At 66.7% G+C, this 18,847-nt stretch carries 19 protein-coding genes, 1 tRNA gene and 1 pseudogene; 6 read left to right on the top strand and 15 right to left on the bottom strand.

All coding sequences use genetic code 11. The features are described from left to right. Positions 1 to 26: 26 nt before the first annotated feature. The 4 genes and pseudogenes from pcnB to RZR99_RS21585 form a co-directional block, all read right to left on the bottom strand. Complete coding sequence (gene pcnB, locus RZR99_RS21600) at positions 27 to 1,583, bottom strand: polynucleotide adenylyltransferase PcnB (protein ID WP_323121813.1); 1,557 nt, start codon at positions 1,581 to 1,583, stop codon at positions 27 to 29. Further along, entirely contained in the window at positions 1,580 to 2,266 is a 687-nt protein-coding gene (locus RZR99_RS21595; RefSeq protein ID WP_323121812.1) for a histidinol-phosphatase, read from the bottom strand. Before RZR99_RS21595 ends, pcnB begins: the two co-directional genes overlap by 4 nt. Before the next feature lie 21 nt (positions 2,267 to 2,287). Then, complete coding sequence (gene hda / locus RZR99_RS21590) at positions 2,288 to 3,013, bottom strand: DnaA regulatory inactivator Hda (RefSeq protein ID WP_323121811.1); 726 nt, start codon at positions 3,011 to 3,013, stop codon at positions 2,288 to 2,290. Positions 3,014 to 3,021: 8 nt separating this feature from the next. Continuing rightward, positions 3,022 to 4,100, bottom strand: a pseudogene (locus RZR99_RS21585) (AI-2E family transporter). A gap of 92 nt (positions 4,101 to 4,192) precedes the next feature. Between RZR99_RS21585 and purM the strand changes: the two are divergent. After that, positions 4,193 to 5,248: a phosphoribosylformylglycinamidine cyclo-ligase gene (gene purM, locus RZR99_RS21580; protein ID WP_323121810.1), complete on the top strand. Its 1,056-nt coding sequence runs from the start codon at positions 4,193 to 4,195 to the stop codon at positions 5,246 to 5,248. 293 nt (positions 5,249 to 5,541) lie between these two features. Here purM and miaA read toward each other — a convergent pair whose 3' ends face one another. Further along, positions 5,542 to 6,516, bottom strand: a complete 975-nt coding sequence (miaA, locus tag RZR99_RS21575) for a tRNA (adenosine(37)-N6)-dimethylallyltransferase MiaA (RefSeq protein WP_323121809.1) — start codon at positions 6,514 to 6,516, stop codon at positions 5,542 to 5,544. After that, the gene (mutL, locus tag RZR99_RS21570) at positions 6,513 to 8,504 is read right to left on the bottom strand and encodes a DNA mismatch repair endonuclease MutL (RefSeq protein WP_323121808.1); all 1,992 of its coding nucleotides are present in this window, start codon (positions 8,502 to 8,504) and stop codon (positions 6,513 to 6,515) included. Before mutL ends, miaA begins: the two co-directional genes overlap by 4 nt. 183 nt (positions 8,505 to 8,687) lie before the next feature. Here mutL and RZR99_RS21565 point away from each other — a divergent pair, with 183 nt between their 5' ends. Then, positions 8,688 to 9,377 (top strand): VTT domain-containing protein, encoded by a 690-nt coding sequence (locus RZR99_RS21565; RefSeq protein WP_323121807.1) that lies wholly within the window; start codon positions 8,688 to 8,690, stop codon positions 9,375 to 9,377. Between the two features lie 90 nt (positions 9,378 to 9,467). Here the strand turns inward: RZR99_RS21565 and RZR99_RS21560 are convergent, their stop codons facing one another. From RZR99_RS21560 to RZR99_RS21540, 5 genes are all read right to left on the bottom strand, one after another. Further along, positions 9,468 to 10,280, bottom strand: coding sequence for a mechanosensitive ion channel family protein (locus tag RZR99_RS21560; protein ID WP_323121806.1), 813 nt, complete (start codon positions 10,278 to 10,280; stop codon positions 9,468 to 9,470). 173 nt (positions 10,281 to 10,453) lie between these two features. Beyond that, positions 10,454 to 11,290, bottom strand: coding sequence for a class II glutamine amidotransferase (locus RZR99_RS21555; RefSeq protein ID WP_323121805.1), 837 nt, complete (start codon positions 11,288 to 11,290; stop codon positions 10,454 to 10,456). A 113-nt stretch (positions 11,291 to 11,403) separates the two neighbouring features. Continuing rightward, entirely contained in the window at positions 11,404 to 12,213 is an 810-nt protein-coding gene (locus tag RZR99_RS21550) for a phytanoyl-CoA dioxygenase family protein (RefSeq protein WP_323121804.1), read from the bottom strand. Between the two features lie 8 nt (positions 12,214 to 12,221). Continuing rightward, positions 12,222 to 12,800, bottom strand: a complete 579-nt coding sequence (locus RZR99_RS21545) for a class I SAM-dependent methyltransferase (protein ID WP_323121803.1) — start codon at positions 12,798 to 12,800, stop codon at positions 12,222 to 12,224. A 53-nt stretch (positions 12,801 to 12,853) separates the two neighbouring features. Then, on the bottom strand, positions 12,854 to 13,546 hold the full coding sequence (locus RZR99_RS21540; RefSeq protein ID WP_323121802.1) for a class I SAM-dependent methyltransferase: 693 nt from the start codon (positions 13,544 to 13,546) through the stop codon (positions 12,854 to 12,856). Between the two features lie 721 nt (positions 13,547 to 14,267). On the opposite strand from RZR99_RS21540, the gene RZR99_RS21535 reads away from it, so the two are divergent. From RZR99_RS21535 to RZR99_RS21520, 4 genes are all read left to right on the top strand, one after another. Continuing rightward, positions 14,268 to 14,945: a CsgG/HfaB family protein gene (locus RZR99_RS21535; protein WP_407655486.1), complete on the top strand. Its 678-nt coding sequence runs from the start codon at positions 14,268 to 14,270 to the stop codon at positions 14,943 to 14,945. A 96-nt stretch (positions 14,946 to 15,041) separates the two neighbouring features. After that, entirely contained in the window at positions 15,042 to 15,395 is a 354-nt protein-coding gene (locus tag RZR99_RS21530; protein WP_323121857.1) for a DUF4810 domain-containing protein, read from the top strand. A 10-nt stretch (positions 15,396 to 15,405) separates the two neighbouring features. Then, a complete protein-coding gene (locus RZR99_RS21525; RefSeq protein ID WP_323121801.1) occupies positions 15,406 to 16,080 on the top strand; it encodes a DUF799 domain-containing protein in 675 nt (224 codons plus the stop codon). 302 nt (positions 16,081 to 16,382) lie between these two features. Then, positions 16,383 to 16,709 (top strand): H-NS histone family protein, encoded by a 327-nt coding sequence (locus RZR99_RS21520; RefSeq protein WP_323121800.1) that lies wholly within the window; start codon positions 16,383 to 16,385, stop codon positions 16,707 to 16,709. Positions 16,710 to 16,991: 282 nt separating this feature from the next. Here RZR99_RS21520 and RZR99_RS21515 read toward each other — a convergent pair whose 3' ends face one another. The 4 genes from RZR99_RS21515 to pal form a co-directional block, all read right to left on the bottom strand. Then, positions 16,992 to 17,222: a hypothetical protein gene (locus RZR99_RS21515; RefSeq protein ID WP_323121799.1), complete on the bottom strand. Its 231-nt coding sequence runs from the start codon at positions 17,220 to 17,222 to the stop codon at positions 16,992 to 16,994. A 190-nt stretch (positions 17,223 to 17,412) separates the two neighbouring features. Beyond that, positions 17,413 to 17,488, bottom strand: a tRNA-Lys gene (locus RZR99_RS21510). 58 nt (positions 17,489 to 17,546) lie between these two features. Then, positions 17,547 to 18,296, bottom strand: coding sequence for a tol-pal system protein YbgF (ybgF, locus tag RZR99_RS21505; protein ID WP_323121798.1), 750 nt, complete (start codon positions 18,294 to 18,296; stop codon positions 17,547 to 17,549). A 25-nt stretch (positions 18,297 to 18,321) separates the two neighbouring features. Next, the gene (gene pal, locus RZR99_RS21500) at positions 18,322 to 18,834 is read right to left on the bottom strand and encodes a peptidoglycan-associated lipoprotein Pal (protein ID WP_323121797.1); all 513 of its coding nucleotides are present in this window, start codon (positions 18,832 to 18,834) and stop codon (positions 18,322 to 18,324) included. Positions 18,835 to 18,847: the final 13 nt, after the last annotated feature.

Genomic DNA, 18,847 nt, shown 5'->3' with positions numbered 1-18,847 from the left:
TCCTACGTCGTTCGACGGCGAACGCGTCAGTCGTCCGCGTCGGGCTCGTGGCGCGGAGCCTGCTCCGCACCGTCGTCCGGCTTGCGATTGCGCGTGCCGCCGCGGCGGCGACGCTTGCGGGGCGACTTTTCCTTGCTGCCGCCCTGCGTGAGCAACGCTTCGCGATCGGCTGCGTCGCCGTCGATGAAATCCGTCCACCACTGCCCGACCGAGCCGTCCAGCTCGCCGGATTCGCAGCGCAACAGGAGGAAATCATACCCTGCTCTAAATCTTTGGTGTTCCAGCAGCTTCATCGCACTGCGGCCGGAGCGCTTTTCGAGGCGCAGCTGCAGGCCCCAGATCTCGCGCATGTCGGCCGAGAAGCGCTTGTGGATCGCGAGCTTCCTGGTCTGCATGTCGAGCACGTCGTCCATCGCGCGGTTGAGCGCCGGCACCGGGAATTCGCCTTCCTCGGCGTATTGCTCGAAGCGCTGGCGCATGTCGTGCCACAGCAGCGTCGCGAACAGGAAGCCGGGCGAGACGGTTTTCCCCGCGCGCACGCGGGCGTCCGTGTTGTTGAGCGCGAGCGTGATGAACTTCTCGCCCTGCGGCTGTTCGAGCACGACGTCGAGCAGCGGCAGCAGCCCGTGATGCAGGCCCTCCTGGCGCAGCCGCGTCAGGCATGCGAGCGCATGGCCGGACAGCAGCAGCTTCAGCATCTCGTCGAACAGGCGCGCGGCCGGCACGTTGTTGATGAGGTCGGCCAGTTCCTGGATCGGCGCGCGGGTGTGCGGCTCGATCTCGAAGCCGAGCTTCGCCGCGAAGCGCACGACGCGCAGCATCCGTACCGGATCCTCGCGGAAGCGCGTGGCCGGGTCGCCGATCATGCGCAACAGGCGTGCGCGCACGTCGGCCATGCCGTCGTGGTAGTCGAGCACGGTCTGCGTCGCCGGATCGTAGTACATCGCGTTGATCGTGAAATCGCGGCGCGTGGCGTCCTCGTGCTGCTCGCCCCAGACGTTGTCGCGCAGCACGCGGCCGCTCGCGTCGACGGCGTGGGTGCGGCGGTCGAGCTCGTCGCGCTTCAGGCGCCTCGCCGGCGCGCCGTCCTCCGCGGAGGCGTCCTGCGGGGCGTCACCGGAAGGCGGATCGACGAGCGCGCGGAACGTCGACACTTCGATCAGCTCCTGCCCGAACTGCACGTGGACGATCTGGAAACGCCGCCCGATCAGCCGCGCGCGGCGGAACAGGCGCTGGACCTCGGTGGGCGTTGCATCGGTCGCGACGTCGAAATCCTTCGGCGCGATGCCGAGCAGCAGGTCGCGTACCGCGCCGCCGACGATGAACGCGCGGAAGCCGGCCTGCTGCAGCGTATCGGTGACGCGCACGGCGTTCTTCGAGATCAGCGCCGGATTGATGCCGTGCACGCCGGCGGGCACGACGGCCGGCTCGGTGGGGCGGGGCCTCTTCGCTGCCGGGGCGCGGGCGGGTTTCGCGCTGCGCGCGGTCTTCGGCGCGTTGGCGGGGGCCGGCGCCGGCGCGTCCTGCGCGGCGGTGTCGACGGTGTCCTGCCCGAGCAGTTTGCGGATGAGTTTTTTGATCACGACGGTTGGAATAGATCGAGGATGCGCCAGCCGTGCTCGCGTGCATGCGCGCGCAGCGTGGCGTCGGGGTTGGTCGCGATCGGGTCGGTGACTTGCTCGAGCAACGGGATGTCGTTGTGCGAATCGCTGTAGAAATAGCTGTGCTCGAAATCGCCCAGCTGCTTGCCGAGCGACGCGAGCCACGCCTGGGTGCGGACGATCTTGCCTTCGCGGTAGCTCGGCGTGCCCGTCGGTCGGCCGGTGAAGGCCGAGTCGGGATGCCCGTCGACGGTCTCGACCTCGCACGCGATCAGCGTATTCACGCCGAACGCGGACGCGATCGGACGCGTGATGAATTCGTTGGTGGCGGTGACGATGCAGCACAAGTCGCCCGCGTCCTGGTGACGGCGCACGAGCTCGAGCGCGGCGGGCAGCATCGCGGGCCGGATCACCTCGTGCATGTACTGCTCGTGCCACTGCGCGAGCTGCGCGCGCGGATACTTCGCGAGCGGAGTCAGCATCGCGCTCAGGTACGCGTGGATGTCGAGCTTGCCGGCCTTGTAATCGGCGAAGAAGCGATCGTTCTGACGCGAGAAGCTGTCCGCGTCGACGATCCCGAGTTTCACCATGAAGCGGCCCCATTCGTGGTCGCTGTCGGTGGGGATCAGCGTGTGATCCAGGTCAAAGAGTGCCAGATTAGTCATGGAGACGCATTTTACTTGAAGCTATTTGAATCGGCCGGAAGCGGCGTCGTCGCGCTCGGGCGACGCCAGCATCGCGCGCAGCAGCGGCAGCGTCACCGCGCGCTTCTGTTCGAGCGAGAAGCGGTCGAGCGCGTCGAGGAGCGCCATCAGGCTCGGCATGTCGCGGCGGAAATGGGTGAGCAGGTACGCCGGCACGTCGTCGGCAAGCGCGATGCCGCGCTCCTTCGCCGCGTACTTGAGCACGGCCGCCTTGCCCTCGTCGGTCAGCGGCGCCAGATGAAACACGAGACCCCAGCCGAGCCGGGTGCGCAGATCCTCGCGGACCTCGAGCGCGAGCGGCGCGGCCGGGCCGGTGGCGACCAGCGCGCTCGACGGGTGGGCGCGCACCTCGTTGAACAGGTTGAACATCGCGATCTGCTGGGTGTCGTTCAGCGCGTTGCAGTCGTCGACCGCGTAGAGCGACACGCGCGGATCGAACGTGAACGCGCCGAGCCCGCTCTGCGGGCTCAGGTAGCGCGCGTAGCCGTACGACGTGTCGTGCACGAGCGCCTGCAGCAGGTGGCTGCGCCCGCTGCCGGCCTCGCCCCACACGTAGAAGGTGCGGTCGGGCACCGGGCCGGCCGCGAGCGCCGCGTCCAGTTCGCGCAGGCGCGTGACGAGCTCGGCGTTCGCGCCGGCGAAAAAGTTGTCGAACGTGGCGGGCGGCGGCGTGCCGAGGTCGAGCGTCAGTTGACGGGATACAGTCACAATGCGAATCAGTTCTTGTAAAGCGCGCTGGACAGGTAGCCCTGGCGCAGTTCACGCAGCGCTACCGTCAGGATCGCGCTGACGGGCAGTGCGAGCAGGACGCCGAAAAAGCCGAACAGCTGGCCGAACGCGAGCAGCGCGAAGATCACGGCGAGCGGATGCAGGCCGATACGCTCGCCGACGAGGCGCGGCGTGAGGTAGAAGCTTTCGAGCAGCTGGCCGAAGCCGTAGATCGCCGCGACCGCGCCGAACCCGTACCAGTCGCCGAACTGCAGCAGCGCGGCGACCAGTGCGAGCACGAGGCCGGTCGCGAAGCCGACGTACGGGATGAACACGGCGAGCCCGGTGAAGATGCCCACCGGCAGCGCGATCTCGAAGCCGGCAATCGTCAACGCGAGTGCATAGTACACCGCGAGCACCGCCATCACGAGCAATTGACCGCGCAGGTACTGCGACAGCATCCGGTCCATGTCGGCGACGAGCTGCGTCGTCTTGGCCAGCCAGCGGCGCGGAATCATGTTCGAGACGCGCGCGATCATCCGGTTCCAGAGTCGTACAGCAGGTAGAACAGCACGAGCGGCACCATCACCGCGCCGCCGACGAGCGAGATCATCACGCCGCTGCTCGCGCGCAGCGAGCTCCACGCGGCCGTCGCGACCGCCTGCGTGCTGCCTTCCAGCCGGCTCGTCACGAGATCGCGCAGGGTGGCGAAGTCGAGCGCGTCGCCGAGGCCGAGGAACGCCAGCTTCGGCTGCAGCCAGCCGTGCAGGTGCGCGAAGAACCCGGGCACCTGCTGTTTCACCTGCGGCCCTTCCTTCTGTACCACGACGAGCACCAGCAGCGCGAGCAGCGTGATGAGGAGCGCGAAGAACAGCATCATCAGCAGCGCGCCCGCGCCGCGCGGCACGCGCCGCCGCTCGAGCCACGCGACGCCCGGCTGCAGGATGTACGCGACGATCGCGCCGAACAGGAACGGCGTCAGCACCGGACGCAACGCCCACAGCAGGATGCCGAGCCCGAGCGCGACAGCGAACCAGAACAGGGTCTGGCGCTGATAGGGCGTGAGAAACGGGGACGAGTGGGGCAAAATGCTTTCCCTGGTGAATCGGTGCGGGGAATTCCGGTCGCGCGGCCGGCTTCGGGTAAAATCGCATTTTACCGACCTTCTCGCATTCCCCCATGAATCCTCCGAAATCCGCTCCTGACGCCCAGGGTCTCTCCTACCGTGACGCGGGCGTCGACATCGACGCGGGCGATGCCCTCATCGACAAGATCAAGCCCTTTGCGAAGAAAACCCTGCGCGACGGCGTGCTCGGCGGCATCGGCGGATTCGGCGCGCTCTTCGAGGTGCCGAAGAAGTACCGGGAGCCCGTCCTCGTATCGGGCACCGACGGCGTCGGCACCAAGCTGAAGCTGGCCTTTCATCTGAACAAACACGACACCGTCGGCCAGGATCTCGTTGCGATGAGCGTGAACGACATCCTCGTGCAGGGCGCGGAGCCGCTGTTTTTCCTCGATTACTTCGCATGCGGCAAGCTCGACGTCGACACGGCGGCCACCGTCGTGCAGGGCATCGCGGCCGGCTGCGAGCTGTCGGGCTGCGCGCTGATCGGCGGTGAAACGGCGGAAATGCCGGGGATGTACCCGGACGGCGAATACGATCTGGCCGGCTTCGCGGTCGGCGCGGTCGAAAAGAGCAAGATCATCGACGGCAGCACGATCGTCCCGGGCGACGTGGTGCTGGGACTGGCGTCGAGCGGCATCCACTCGAACGGTTTCTCGCTGGTGCGCAAGATCATCGAGCGCGCGAATCCCGACCTGTCGGCGGATTTCCACGGCCGTTCGCTGGCGGATACGCTGATGGCGCCCACCCGCATCTACGTGAAGCCGCTGCTCGCGCTGATGCAGACCCTCGCGGTGAAGGGCATGGCGCACATCACGGGCGGCGGGCTGGTCGAGAACATTCCGCGCGTGCTGCGCGACGGTCTGACGGCCGAGCTGGATCAACAGGCCTGGCCGCTGCCTCCGCTGTTCAAGTGGCTGCAGGAGCATGGCGGTGTCGCGGATGCCGAAATGCATCGCGTGTTCAACTGCGGGATCGGGATGGCGGTGATCGTGTCGGCGGCGGATGCCGACGCGGCGGTGCGCCAGCTGACCGACGCGGGCGAACAGGTCTGGAAGATCGGCACGGTGCGCGCGAGCCGCGACGGCGAGGCGCAGACGGTGGTGGTTTGAGCCGCGATGCCTGAAGCGCGGCCGTTCGTTCGGGCGGGCTCACGCAAGCACTGAAGGTCGAAAGAACGCCCGGCTGTCGAAGCCGGGCGTTTTTTTATGCGCGGACGGAGGCGGGACGCGCGAACCCGGGAGCGGGCGGATGCCCGGCGGCGTCCGCAGTCCCGCGGCGTTTCGCCGGGGCGAGGGCGTGGTGGTCGCGCCCGTCTGGGGCGGGGTTGGGCTCAGGCCACGATCAGGCGTCCCGAGGCTGCGCTCCTGCAATCCCCGCAATCCCCGCGACGGTGGCCCGGGTCTCAGCCCGCGGAGCCCGGCGCCAGCGCCCGCTCGAGCGCCGTCACCGCACGCGCCGTCGCGTCGTCCGCGCAGCAGTCGACGGTCATGCGCTCCGGCATCGACCGCAGCCACGTCAACTGCCGCTTGCACAGCTGGCGCGTCGCGAATACCCCTTTGTCGCGCATCGTCCGATAGTCGGTCGCGCCTTCGAGATATTCCCAGGCCTGCCGGTAGCCGACGCAGCGCATCGACGGCAGGCCCAGGTGCAGCTCGGGCCGGCGGCGCAGGTGTTCGACCTCGTCGATGAAGCCGGCGTCCAGCATGGCGTCGAAGCGCTGCGCGATGCGTGCGTGCAGCACCGCGCGATCCGACGGCTCCAGTGCCACCGGCACGAAGCGATAGCGGGCGGCGGCCTCGTCCGCGCGCGGCGGCGCGGCGAGCAGCGCCGACATCGGCTGGCCGGTCAGCAGGAACACTTCGAGCGCGCGCTGGATCCGCTGCGCATCGTTGGGCGCGAGCCGCGCGGCCGTGGCCGGATCGGCCTCGGCGAGCCGGGCGTGCAGCGCGGGCCAGCCGTCGCGCGCGGCGTCCTCGTCCAGCCTCGCGCGTACCTCGGGGTCCGCGCCGGGCAGGTCGTTCAGGCCCTGCGTCAGCGCCCTGAAGTAGAGCATCGTGCCGCCCGCGAGCAGCGGGGTGCGGCCGCGCGCGACGATCTCGTCGATCAGCCGCAGCGCGTCGGCACGGAAGTCGGCGGCGGAATAGGCATCGGCCGGGTCGATGACGTCGATCAGGTGATGCGGCACCTGCGCGCGCTCGTCGCGGGTGGGCTTGGCGGTGCCGATATCCATGCCGCGATAGACAAGCGCCGAATCGACGCTGACGATCTCGACCGGCCGCCGAGCGGCGAACGCGAGCGCCGCCGCGGTCTTGCCCGATGCGGTCGGGCCGAGCAGGCAGGCAATGGGCTGCGGCACCATGCGGGACGACACGCTCATTGACCGCGCATGAACAGGCGGTCGAGATCGCCGAGCGTCAGCTGGTACCAGGTCGGGCGGCCGTGATTGCACTGATCCGCGCGTTCCGTCGCTTCCATCTGGCGCAGCAGCGCGTTCATCTCGTCGAGCGTCAGGCGCCGGTTCGCGCGCACCGCGTGATGGCACGCGAGCGTGCCGAGCAGTTCGTGCTGGCGCTCCGTCAGCACCCGCGAGCCGCCGTATGCGTGCAGGTCGGCCAGCACCGCGCGGGCGAGCGCCTGCTGGTCGGCATCCTTCAGCAGCGCCGGGACCGCGCGGATCGCGAGCGTCGTCGGCGACAGCACCGCGAGGTCGAAGCCGAGCGCATCGAGCGTGTCCCGTTCCTCCTCGACCGTGCCGATCTCGATCGGGCTGGCGGTCATCGACACGGGCAGCAGCAGTGCCTGCACGGCAATCGTGCGATCGGCGAGCGCCCGCTTGAACTGTTCGTACAGGATTCGCTCGTGCGCGGCGTGCATGTCGACGATCACGAGACCGTGCGCGTTTTGCGCGAGCACGTAGATGCCATGGATCTGGCCGAGCGCGAAGCCGAGCGGCTGCTCGTCGTGCGCGTCGAACGGAACGGCGGGATGAGGCGCGAACGCGGGCGCGCTCGCGCCGCCCGGCGGCGCCGAAAACTCGGGAAAGGCCGCGGCGGCGCCTTGAGCCGGATCCGGCGCGTCGGTTTCCGGCGCCTTGCGGCCGAACAGCGCATCGTAGAGCGCGAGCGGCTGGGCGACGGGCAGCGTGCCCTGGGTCATCCGCGCCTGACGCAGCCAGGTGTTGCCGGGCGACGGCTGCCCGCTGCCGCCCGGCTGGCCGAACCCGCCGGCGAGCCCGAGCGGCGTGGCCTGGAAGGATACCGGCCCGGCGGCCGGCTCCAGATGAGCGGCGTGGCCGCCCGCCGTGGTTTCCGGCGAGGCGCCCGCATGCCGGGCCAACGCGCGCTGCACCGCATGGAACACGAACTGGTGGATCGAACGGGAATCGCGGAACCGCACCTCGATCTTCGACGGATGCACGTTCACGTCGACCGACTCGGGCGGCAGATCGAGGAACAGCACGTACGACGGGTAGCGGTCGCCGTGCAGCACGTCCTCGTAGGCGGCGCGCACCGCGTGGGTGAGCAGCTTGTCGCGCACGAAACGGCCGTTCACGAAGAAATACTGCTGGTCCGCGCGGCCGCGGCTCGCGGTCGGCAGGCCCGCGCAGCCGTAGACGGCGAGCGGCCCGGCGCGCTCGTCGAGCGGCAGGTGCGCGGTGGCGAACGCGTCGCCGAGGATCTTCGCGACCCGCTGCGCCGGCTCGCTGGCATTCCAGTGCTCGACGGCCTTGCCGTTGTGCAGGACGGAAATCGCGACATCCGGCCGAGCCAGCGCCGCGCGGCGGATCATCTCGAGGCAGTGGCCGAATTCGGTCTGCTCGCTTTTCAGGAACTTGCGGCGCGCGGGGGTGTTGAAATACAGCTCGCGCACCTCGATTGTCGTGCCGCGCGTGCCGGCGGCGGGCGACAGCACGCCGGTCTGCGCGTCGATCCGGGTCGCGTGCGCGTCGTGCTCGGTGCGGCTCGTGATGAACATCTCGGCCACCGACGCGATCGACGCGAGCGCTTCGCCGCGGAACCCCAACGTCGCGACGGCCTCCAACTCGGCCAGCGAGCGGATTTTGCTGGTCGCGTGGCGCATCAGCGCGAGCGGCAGTTCGCCGGTCGGGATGCCGCCGCCGTCGTCGGTGATTGAGATGCGCTTCACGCCGCCTTCCTCCAGCACGATGCGCAGCGTCTGCGCGTCGGCGTCGAGCGCGTTCTCGAGCAGTTCCTTGACGACGGAGGCGGGCCGCTCGACCACTTCGCCCGCGGCGATCTGGCTGATCAGCTGATCGGGCAGGGGCTGGATCGCGCGCAGCGGGCGCGGGGCGGCGGGGGGCGCGCCGGGCAGGTCGCCCGCGGCGGTTTCGGAGAATTCTGGCATGGCGGAATTATAACGAGGCCGTGCAATTGCGGTGGCGGGGCCGGATAGGTGGGCCGCCTCGCGTTGCGCGACGATATTTCACGGCCGCGCAAGGTACTTTCGGTATGATTACGCGGTGGTTTTTCGCCGCCGGGCGTGTGGTCCGGCCGGCGTTCATGTCTCCCTGGAAAGAAGGAAACGCATTTGGAAACGCTGCTTCACTTCGTCAACCTTGTTCTGCACATCGATGCATTTCTGGGCGATTTCATCCGGCAGTACGGCGCCTGGGTCTATGTGGTGCTGTTTCTGATCGTTTTCTGCGAAACCGGGCTCGTGATCTTTCCGTTCCTGCCCGGCGATTCGCTGCTCTTCATCGCGGGGGCCTTCGCCGCGACGGGCGAGATGGAACTGGTCGGCCTCATCGCGCTGCTGCTGGTGGCGGCCATCGGCGGGAATACGGTGAACTACCTGATCGGCCGGAAAATCGGCCCGAAAGTGTTCAATACGCATATTCCGGGGCTCGAACGATTTCTCGACCGCGCCGCGTTGCAAAAGACCCACAATTTCTATGAAAAGCACGGCGGCAAGACCCTGGTGCTGGCGCGTTTCATCCCGGTGGTGCGTACTTTCGCGCCGTTCGTCGCGGGGGCGTCGTCGATGCACATTGGCCGCTTCCAGTTCTTCAATGTGCTGGGCGCGCTGGTCTGGGTGCTGCTGCTCGTGTTCCTCGGCTATTTCTTCGGCAACATCCCGTTCATCCGCCACTACCTGAACGTGATCGTGCTGGTCGGGATCGGCGCCGCCGTGATCCCCGTCGTGCTCGGCGCATTGTGGAAGCTCATGCGCGGCAAGTCGCAGGCCGGCAGCAAGACGGAAGGCAGCGGCGGCGGCTGAGCCCTGGCCGGCCGTTTTCGGCGCCCCACCCTGAAAAAGCGCGGCCCTCGGGCCGCGCTTTTTGTTTGCGGCGACCGCGCGGCGGCCGGGCTACGACGTCGTGCGGTGCGCGACCGGGGTCTCGGGGGTCGGGTACTGCGCGTCCCGGAACGTATCGAGGATCACGCGATTGGTGTCGCAGTACACCTGCCAGTAGTTCGCCGGTTGCGTCGACGGGCGCACGAACAGCATGGGGCCTTCCGGCGTGAACGACAGCACCCCGACATCGGGCGCCGGATCGGCGACCACATTCGGGATCTTCGCGATCGACACCTTGAGACGCTCGATCGCATCGACGGCATCGACGCTGTTCGCGATTTTCGCGGTCAGGTCGACGCGGCGGATCGGCGTCGCGCTGTAGTTGGTGATGTTGTCGGAGAAGATCTTGTTGTTGCCGATCAGCGTGATCACGTTGTCGGGCGTGAGGATCGTCGTGCCGAACAGGCCGAGTTCCTTGACCGTTCCCGTCACGCCGCCCGCCGAGATGACGTCGCCCACCTTGAACGGGCGCAGCACCTGCATGAATACGCCCGCGGCGAAATGCGCGAGCAGGCCGCCCCACGCGGTGCCGACCGCGAGGCCCAGGCCGGCGAGCAGCGCGGCGAACGAAGTGGTCTGCACGCCGAACACCTGCAGGATCGCCAGGATCAGCAGGACGGTGAGCAGCACGCCGGCGACCGAGGTCAGATAGTGCGAGAGCGTCGGGTCGACCTTGCCGCTGCGGCGCACCGCCTTGCCGAGCAGGTTGGTGACGATCCTGATCGCCCAGCGGCCGATGATCCACAGGGCGATGGCGGCGATGACCTTGAGGCCGAAGTCGAGGCCGCGGGTCATCAGGAATGCTTGAGCGGAAGCCAGATCCAAAATGGGGTTCTCCGAAAGGAAAGGGGAAAGGCGCGGCAGCGGTACCGCGTGCGATGAATTGACGATTATCGGCCCGGGATGCACCGGCAAGCCGGCCGCCGGTGCGTATCGGGCCATCACGGGTTCGTCAGGTCCGGGGCGCTTTCGTTCCCCTGTCGAGTGCCTGAGCCGCGTTATGCGCGATGGTGCGGTCTGAAGGCGCGTCGCACGACTTCGCCGCGGTGCGCGACGATCGCCGTGCTTTCCGGAACCTCTTCCCACGCATCCGGGAGATCGACCACCGGCTCGGACAGCACGAGGAACGCATCGTCGCCGACCGCCGCGATGCGGGGATCGTGCGGATAGAGGGCGTGCAGATGACGAAACGACGTGCTGTGGAACAGCGTGCGCGACTGCCGTTCGCTCGAATAGCGCACGGCGACGATCCGCTCGCCGTCGGTCGCGCAGACCGTCATGTTGAGCGGCGTCTCGACACCGTGCGCCGCCGCTGTTTCCTCGACCGCCGCGACCATGCGCTCGAGCGCCGGCACCGGATCCTGCGCGAGGCCGTACGTGAGCGCGAGATGGAACATCACTTCCGAATCGGTCGAGCCTTCGATCGACGAGAACAGCGCCGGATCGATCCGCATCATCAGGTCGCGGCGCAGCGTGTGATAGCGGCGGATCAGGCCGTTGTGCACGAACAGCCAGCGGCCGTGCCGGAACGGGTGGCAGTTGGTCTCCTGGACGGGCGTGTCGGTCGCGGAGCGGATGTGCGCGACGAACAGCGGCGCGCGGATCGCGCGCGCCGCCTCGCGCAGGTTGCGGTCGTTCCAGGCCGGATTGACCGAGCGGTAGCGGAACGGGATCTCGTCGGCATGGCCGTACCAGCCGAGGCCGAAGCCGTCGCCGTTGGTGGTGGTCGCGCCCATGCGCGAATGCAGACTTTGATCGATCAGCGAATGCTTCGCGCGAAACAGCACGGTTTCGAGCTGGATCGGGTTGCCTGTATAGGCGAGCCAGCGGCACATGGCGACGAGCCTCCGTGGAAGGCGCGGCGGGCGCCGCGCGCCCGCCGCGGATATCAAGGCCTGCCAAGCATAGCCGATTTCGCGCGGCCGCGATCCGCCGCGTGCCCGCGGCCCTAGTTCCCGCCGCTTGCCTGCGCCCGCTCCTTCTCGTACTTGATGAGCTTCAACACCCGAGAATTGACGAAATAGCGGATGAAGTTCTGCGGCGAATAGAACAGATCCGTCTGCCAGGTCCCGCACAGCAGCTCCTTGCCGGTCGGGTCGTCCGCGGGTTGCACGATCGTGTCGGCCAGGATCCGGTCGACGCCGGAGACGTTCGGGCCGGACTCGTGCCACAGCGCGCTGTGCATCACGACGAAGTCGCCCGGCGCCAGCTCGGGCGTGATCGCGGGCCACTTGAAGTCGAAGCTGTCGGGATTGATCTCGCCCGCGTCGCCGAGCACGCCGAGTTTGTGCGAACCCGCGTGGAACGTCATGCCGCCGTTGTCGCGGTTCACGATGCTGAGCGGCACGAACAGGCTGCACTTGTTCAGATTGCCGGCGTGATAGCAGCTGTCCTGGTGGAGGAACACCTTGCCCGGGCTGAACCGGTCCTTGATCACGAAGCGGTGGTTGTACAGCGCGACGTGCTCGCCGAAGATGTGCCGCAGCGTGTGCGCGAAGACGGGCTCGCGATACATCCGCGCGAGCCCCTCCGGCAGCTCCTCGCTCAGCGACACCGGGTTCGCGCGATTGACGTCCCGGCCGTCGCGCAGACGCGCATCGTAGAACGTCCGCCACTCGTCCTGCCACGCCCGTACGACCTGCTCGGGAATCGCTCGGCGCATCACGAATACGCCGGTTTGCCGGAATACGTCCGGGTCGAAGGTCTCGGAGGACATCCGGTCGACGAGCGCCGCGACGGCCGAGAGCGTCTGGTTCATGGCGGTCATCAGATATAGCGGAACGTGAGGTCGCTGTCCTGGCTCTGCTTGAACTTGTTGCAGCGGGCGAGGACGTTGTAGCGGATCGGGAACAGCTCGCGACCCGGCGATTCGAGGATGTCGATCTCGACGATGTCGAAGTCGCGCAGCAGCGCGTTCCAGCCGTGTTCGGTGATGCGCCAGCAGTCCGGCGTCGGACCGTGGATGCGCCAGTTGAGCGGCGCGGAGATCAGCAGGTGGCCTTCGTGCCGGAGCATGCGGCGGATTTCCTTCACCGCGTCGAACGGGTTCAGCGTGTGTTCGACCACCTCCATGCAGACGATGCAGTCGTATGCGCTGTCGGGGATGTCCCCGTTGTGTTTCGTGATGTCGCCGACGATCGTCGGCCGATACGTGTCGACGATGTCGAACGTATCCACAGCGAAGTTCCGGAAGCGCTCCCTGACGAGCGAGCGGTCCTGCGGGCCGACTTCGAGCAGCCTGCCGGTTTCCTCGGCGAGCCGGCCGGCGGTTTTCTCGACGAAGGCGGCGAGATGGTCTCGGGCGAGCGAGAAGGTGTCGTTGTCGAACTGGGACGGTACGGCCATGGCGTGTTCCTGCCTGTCGGTGCGGTGAGTGCGTGGGAAATGAAGGCGGCGCGTCAGGCTCGGCGCTCGGGCACGTCGATGCCGGCGAGGTGGAACACGAGCATGGTGTTCTCGACGTGATAGAGCGGCAGGTCCGATGCGAGATCGTCCAGGTATTGCGTGAGCTCCGGGAACTGGCGGTTGCCGTAGTCGTGCCAGATGACGCAGGCGGGGGCGTCGGCGAGCATCTGCAGCGCATGCTCGGTATCGCGGCGGACGTAGCTCAGCTCGTGATTGGCGTCGATGAAGATGTACTGGAATCGCTTCAGGTACGGCTGCGGATCGAGCGCCATCGAATCCTGCAGGAGCTGCTTGACCAGGTGCCTGCGCTCCGATTTCAGGTACTTGCGCTGGAAGCCGAGCGCGTCGAGCGCGAGGCGCTTGTCGTCGCCCTGGAACACCACGTCGTCGAGCGCGGGCAGATCGAGCGTCAGGATGCGCTCGGTGCCGAGGTCGAGATCCGGCAGGTTCTCGAGCAGCAGGCGGGTGGTGTAGCCCTTGTAGGTGCCGAACTCGAACAGGAAATCGGGCTCGACGCAGCGCATCAGCTTGAGCAGCGCCACCGATTCGAGCGTCGTCAGCGAACCCGCGCCCTCGGCCGGCGGCATGAAGAACTTGATTTCCTCTTCGAAGCGGTCCGGGATCGACAGCAATTGGGTCGGGCGGATATGGATCATGCGCGATGCCGCTGCGGACTGTGGAGTCATGGATGTCAGGATCGGTTGAGGTGGAGAGAACCGGTGCGGCCGGGCAGCGGGCCGGGCGTCGTGGGCTTCGCGTCGCCGAAGCGGGCGCGTCGACACGAATCGCAACGTTTTGGCGGCAACGCCGGCGCGGCGGCCCGCCGGCTCCGAGGGGCGCCGGAGCCGCTTGGGCTGGCGCCGGGGCGCCGCGCGGCCGTTCGAGACGCGGCCGTTCCGCCGCCCGGCAAGCGGGTGGGACGGGGACGGCGGGCGGACGAAGCGGGCATGATCGAGCACGGCAGGTTGAGTCGGGGAAATTATCCGGGCGGCGGCCCGGCCGCCATGCGTGAAGCTGAAACCAAAATGCCCCGCAATTTTCGAAATGGCCCGGCGCGGGACGGCCGCCGAGGCCGGTGTGTTTCGTCGTTCCCGGCGGGGAATTTATTTCAACCCTAAATATTGCTCCGTCGTCGGCCGTAAACACGCGGAGCGGTCGCTTTGCGGGCGCGGTTCGTCGTGCGGCGCCAGGCGGGTGCCGCGTCCGTCGGCGGGCCTCGGCGTCGTGTGCCGTTGCTTGGCGAAGCGATGCGTGCGCGACGGCTGGGACCGGCACGCGATCCGTTCGCGCGCGCCGGGCTGTCGGCTTACACCGGCGCGAATGAAGTGCCTGCATGTCTCCGCCCTTGCCGCGCGTTCGGCGCGCGGCAAGGGCGGATTTCTTGTCTCAACGAAGGGGGTTCACGGTTTGAACGTATCGAAGCAAGTCAGTCTCCTGATGGCCGCGATTGCCGCCGCCGGCCTGAGCGGTTGCGCGACCGAATCGTCGCAAGCGCTGCCGGTGCCGGTCGTCAGCAGCGCGCAGACGCCGTATGCCGGCAAACGGGTCGAAATCGCGATCGGCAAGTTCGACAATCGATCGAGCTACATGCGCGGCATCTTCTCTGACGGCATCGACCGTCTGGGCGGCCAGGCGAAGACCATCCTGATCACCCGTCTGCAGCAAAGCCGGCGTTTCAACGTGCTCGATCGCGACAATCTCGACGAGATCAAGCAGGAAGCCGCGTTCATGAAGAAAGGGCAGGCGGTGAAGGGTGCCAATTACGTCGTGACGGGCGACGTGACGGAGTTCGGCCGCAAGGAGGTCGGCGATCAGCAATTGTTCGGCATTCTCGGTCGCGGCAAGAGCCAGGTTGCGTACGCGAAGGTCAACCTGAACATCGTCGACACGACGACGTCGGAAGTCGTGCTGTCGAGCCAGGGCGCGGGCGAGTACAGCCTGTCGAATCGCGAGGTCATCGGCTTCGGCGGGACCGCGAGCTACGACTCGACGCTGAACGGCAAGGTGCTCGATCTGGCGGTCCAGGAAGCGGTCAACCATCTGGTCGAGCAGGTCGACGGGGGCGCGCTGGCCGCGGCCAAGTAAAGCCGGCGCGACAGCCGGCGGAATCACTGAGAGTAAGGCGCGCGTGCGCGCTGCATCAACATAACAAGCCATTCGACCATGAAAAAAACCAGGACCATCAATGGGGGTGTCTGGCTGCCGCTCGCGGCTGCCGCGGCGCTGCTGACGGGGTGCGCGGCCCGAACCACGCCGCCGCTGTATCAATGGGACGGCTATCAGCCGCAGGTCTACGAGTACTTCAAGGGGCAGAAAAGCCCGCAGGAACAGATCGACGCGCTCGAGAAGTCGCTGCAGGTGATCCGGGCGAAGGGCAACACGCCGCCGCCGGGCTTCCATGCGCATCTCGGCATGCTGTACGCCAGCATCGGCCAGGACCAGCAGGCGCAGCAGGAACTGTCGGCAGAGAAGCAGCTGTTCCCGGAATCGTCGACCTATATGGACTTCCTGATGAAGAAGTCCAAGCAACAGTAAGCGTGCCGCCATGTTCAAATTCATTTCCCTGAAACTGCTCGGCGCGGTGTCCGTGCTGGGCCTGCTCGCGGCCTGCGCGGCACCGGTGCAGCATGCGGACTACACCGCGTTCAAGAACAGCAAGCCGCGCTCGATCCTCGTGCTGCCGCCCGTCAACGATACGGCGGACGTGAAGGCCACCTACGGCGTGCTGTCGCAGATGACCTTGCCGCTCGCGGAAACGGGTTATTACGTGATTCCCGTCGCGGTGATGGAAGAGACGTTCAAGCAGAACGGGCTGACCACGCCGGTGGATATTCAGCAGGTCGACGCGGCGAAGCTGCGTCGGATCTTCGGCGCGGATGCGGCGTTGTACACGCAAGTGACGCAGTACGGGTCGGTCTATACCGTGCTCGACAGCACGACCGTCGTGGCCGCGTCGTCGAAGCTCGTGGATCTGAAGACGGGCGACGTGCTGTGGCAGGGAACGGGGCGCGCGACGGGCAAGGAGGTCGGCGCCAACTTCGACGCGGGCGGCTTCGGCCTGATCGGCATGCTGGCCCAGGCGGCCGTCAAGCAGATCGCGCACACGCTGATGGACGACGGCGTCGACGTGGCCGGACTGGCGAGTCAGCGGCTGCTGTCGTCGGGGCCGCCGAACGGGCTGCTGTACGGGCCGCGCTCGCCGAAGTACGGTACCGATTGACGCAGACCGCCGGCGTGCGCGCCTGACACGCGGGAGGATCCGTACTGTCGGGTAACGGGAAAGGGGTTACAGTAATCGACTGTAACCCCTTTTTGCATGCCGCGTGCCCAGGCCCGGTTCCCCGCGCGCCAAGCCGAGCCGGCGCGCGGAAGGGGCAGATATCGCATCCGGTGATAGGATGCTCACGAAATGTGTTGCGCGATGTGATAGCAATGCGCAGCGCGGTTCATATTGACCTTCGTTGTCGCGAAGGATACCGGCCGGCACGGTAAAATCCCGCCAATATCCTCCACTGAAACACTATGAGTACCGACAAAATTCGCGAGCTCCAGAAGCAGCTCGGCCAGGTCAACCTGTTGCTGAGCGAAGCCAAAAAGAAAGAACGGGCGGCCGCACTGGCCGCGATCAAGGAACTGGTCGGCGAGCACGGCATCAGCGAATTGGAACTGCTTCGCGCGGGAGGCTTTCTGAAGGAAAAGAAAAAGCGCTTGCCCGCCAAGTATTACGATCCGTCGTCCGGCAAATCGTGGTCGGGGCAGGGCGCGTGCCCGAAGTGGCTGGAAGGCAAGAACCGCGACGACTATCTGATTCGCGAAGAGCCTCAGCCCTGGTGGCCGGAAAAGGCTTAAATCCGCGGTTGTTCGATGGTTGCTGGGTGTCGTGCCGATTAGGGGCGTGCGGCCCGATTGCATCGGCGACATGGATGCCGGCGGGCCGCAGCGCGACGATCCGGAAAATATCGGGAGAGGCGAGAAGCGTTGCGTCGGCATTCGATGGAAAGGCATCGCGCATACGGCCGGTGCATTTTCGCGGGGCGCTTGCGAGACCCGGGTTCGGGGCGGGCGCATCCGCGTTCGATGGGGCGATACGGCGATACCGGAGCCGCTCGATGGCGGAACTGCCGCGACCGTTCAATCGTCCGCATCGATTTCTCGAGTCAGCGAAACAGCCGGCAAGTTGCCTGCTGTGCCGATCTCCATGCGGATGGGTGCTTTGCGGGAACGCCGCTGCTTACCCAGGTATTCACGAGAATCGCTGCCGGATGGCAAGAGAAGATCAACGTGAACGGTGAACGGAAGCATCGCGTGGCAGAGCGGATAGCCTGTCGCGAACTCGAGCGCGAATGTAAATGCCGATGACACGCGCGTGCGTCATGTGGTGCAAGTCGGCCGCGCGTTCGGCATCGAGTGTGAGGCTGAGGGCCGCGCGGATGTTGCTGCCGCGGGTCGCGTGGCCATGCCGCCGCAAGGTATGCGGCGATGTCGCACGATGCGCGACGGCGGCCCGGGCAAATGAAAAGGGCCTAGCCGAAGCTAAGCCCTTTGAATTCTTTGGTAGGCCGTACGGGATTCGAACCTGTGACCAACGGATTAAAAGTCCGCTGCTCTACCAGCTGAGCTAACGACCCAAAGAAGCGCGATTATAGCGGACGGCTTTTTTACCTGTCAACCACCCGACAGCCGCGCCTACTTGATCGTGCCGAGCTTGTTCTGGGCCGTTTGCGCGGCGCTCGAACCCGAGAACTGTGCAAGCACCTGTTCGAAGGTTTTCTTCGCCGCGGCCTTCTGGCCTTGCTCAAGCTGGTTGGTACCGATCGCCACCAGTGCGTCCCCGGCCCGCGGATGCTGCGGGAAGTTCTTCACCAGGCCCTGCCATGTCGCCGTCGAACCCTTGTAGTCGCGCAGGGCGTATTGCGCGTTGCCGAGCCAGTATTGCGCGGTCGGCTGGTAGGGGCTCTGCGGATACTTGGAGATGAACGTGCGGAACGAAGCCGCGGCGCCCTTGAAGTTGCCGTCGCGGAACTGCTGCGACGCCGCGTTGAATGAGTCCGTTTCCCCCGGCTGTACGGTGCCCTCGACGCCATCCACCGTCTTTTGCTGCGGCTCGAACTTCTTAAGACGCGTATCCAGATCGGTGTAGTACTCCTTCTGCTGGCGCTCCAGCGTCGTGAGACGGTTCGTCAGGTCCTCGTTCTCGCCGCGCAGCGTCGCGACCTGCTGGTTGAGCTGGTCGAGACGGCCGGATTGATCGAGGATCGTCCGTTGCGCGGCGGAGAGCTGGTTCGACAGGCTGTCGGACTTGCTGCGCAGATCGAGCACGGCTCGGCGCGCCTCGTCATCGTCGAACAGACCGGCATGAGCAGGGGCGGCCGACAAGGCCGCCCCTGCGATGCAGAGGGCGGCGGCTGCGCGCAGCCAGGGAAAACGGTGAGTCATTCAGCGGATCATCCGTTACGGTTGCTTACTGTTGATAGACGAGATCGGCACGGCGGTTCTGCGCCCACGATGCTTCGTCGTGGCCGCTCGCGAGCGGCTTTTCCTTGCCGAGGCTCACGGCTTCCATTTGCGAATCCGGCACGCCGAGCAGCGACATCGCGCGACGCACGGCTTCGGCACGCTTCTGGCCCAGCGCCAGGTTGTACTCGCTCGTGCCGCGTTCGTCGGTGTTGCCCTGGATCAGCACGTGACGCTGCGGGTGGCTCTTCAGGTATTGCGCGTGTTGCTGCAGCAGCGGCTGGTACTGGTCCTGCACCGAGTAGCTGTCGAAATCGAAGTAGATGCTGCGCTTCGCGAGCGGGCTGTTCGGATCGTTCAGCGGATCGACCGTCACCTGGGCGACGTTGTCGGCGCTCGGTTGCGTGCTGACCGCGCCAGCCTGGTTGCCCTTGTCTTCAAGCTTCGGGCTCGACGAACAGGCGGCGAGCGCACCGATCATCAGTACAGCCAGTGCCAGACGAATTTTTTGCGACATCATGGTAACTCTCCTT

Origin of the sequence: Burkholderia alba, assembly GCF_034721475.1 — a bacterium.
Lineage (GTDB): Bacteria > Pseudomonadota > Gammaproteobacteria > Burkholderiales > Burkholderiaceae > Burkholderia > Burkholderia alba.
This window is presented reverse-complemented; position numbering and strand designations above follow the sequence as displayed.

What these genes read in the sequence shown, in the direction of transcription:
- RZR99_RS21595 (WP_323121812.1), bottom strand. Translation starts at nt 2,266, where the DNA reads ATGACTAATCTGGCACTCTTTGACCTGGATCACACGCTGATCCCCACC.
- purM (WP_323121810.1), top strand. Translation starts at nt 4,193, where the DNA reads ATGAATCCTCCGAAATCCGCTCCTGACGCCCAGGGTCTCTCCTACCGT.
- miaA (WP_323121809.1), bottom strand. Translation starts at nt 6,516, where the DNA reads ATGAGCGTGTCGTCCCGCATGGTGCCGCAGCCCATTGCCTGCCTGCTC.
- mutL (WP_323121808.1), bottom strand. Translation starts at nt 8,504, where the DNA reads ATGCCAGAATTCTCCGAAACCGCCGCGGGCGACCTGCCCGGCGCGCCC.
- RZR99_RS21555 (WP_323121805.1), bottom strand. Translation starts at nt 11,290, where the DNA reads ATGTGCCGCTGGCTCGCCTATACAGGCAACCCGATCCAGCTCGAAACC.
- RZR99_RS21550 (WP_323121804.1), bottom strand. Translation starts at nt 12,213, where the DNA reads ATGAACCAGACGCTCTCGGCCGTCGCGGCGCTCGTCGACCGGATGTCC.
- RZR99_RS21545 (WP_323121803.1), bottom strand. Translation starts at nt 12,800, where the DNA reads ATGGCCGTACCGTCCCAGTTCGACAACGACACCTTCTCGCTCGCCCGA.
- RZR99_RS21540 (WP_323121802.1), bottom strand. Translation starts at nt 13,546, where the DNA reads ATGACTCCACAGTCCGCAGCGGCATCGCGCATGATCCATATCCGCCCG.
- RZR99_RS21525 (WP_323121801.1), top strand. Translation starts at nt 15,406, where the DNA reads ATGTTCAAATTCATTTCCCTGAAACTGCTCGGCGCGGTGTCCGTGCTG.
- RZR99_RS21520 (WP_323121800.1), top strand. Translation starts at nt 16,383, where the DNA reads ATGAGTACCGACAAAATTCGCGAGCTCCAGAAGCAGCTCGGCCAGGTC.
- ybgF (WP_323121798.1), bottom strand. Translation starts at nt 18,296, where the DNA reads ATGACTCACCGTTTTCCCTGGCTGCGCGCAGCCGCCGCCCTCTGCATC.
- pal (WP_323121797.1), bottom strand. Translation starts at nt 18,834, where the DNA reads ATGATGTCGCAAAAAATTCGTCTGGCACTGGCTGTACTGATGATCGGT.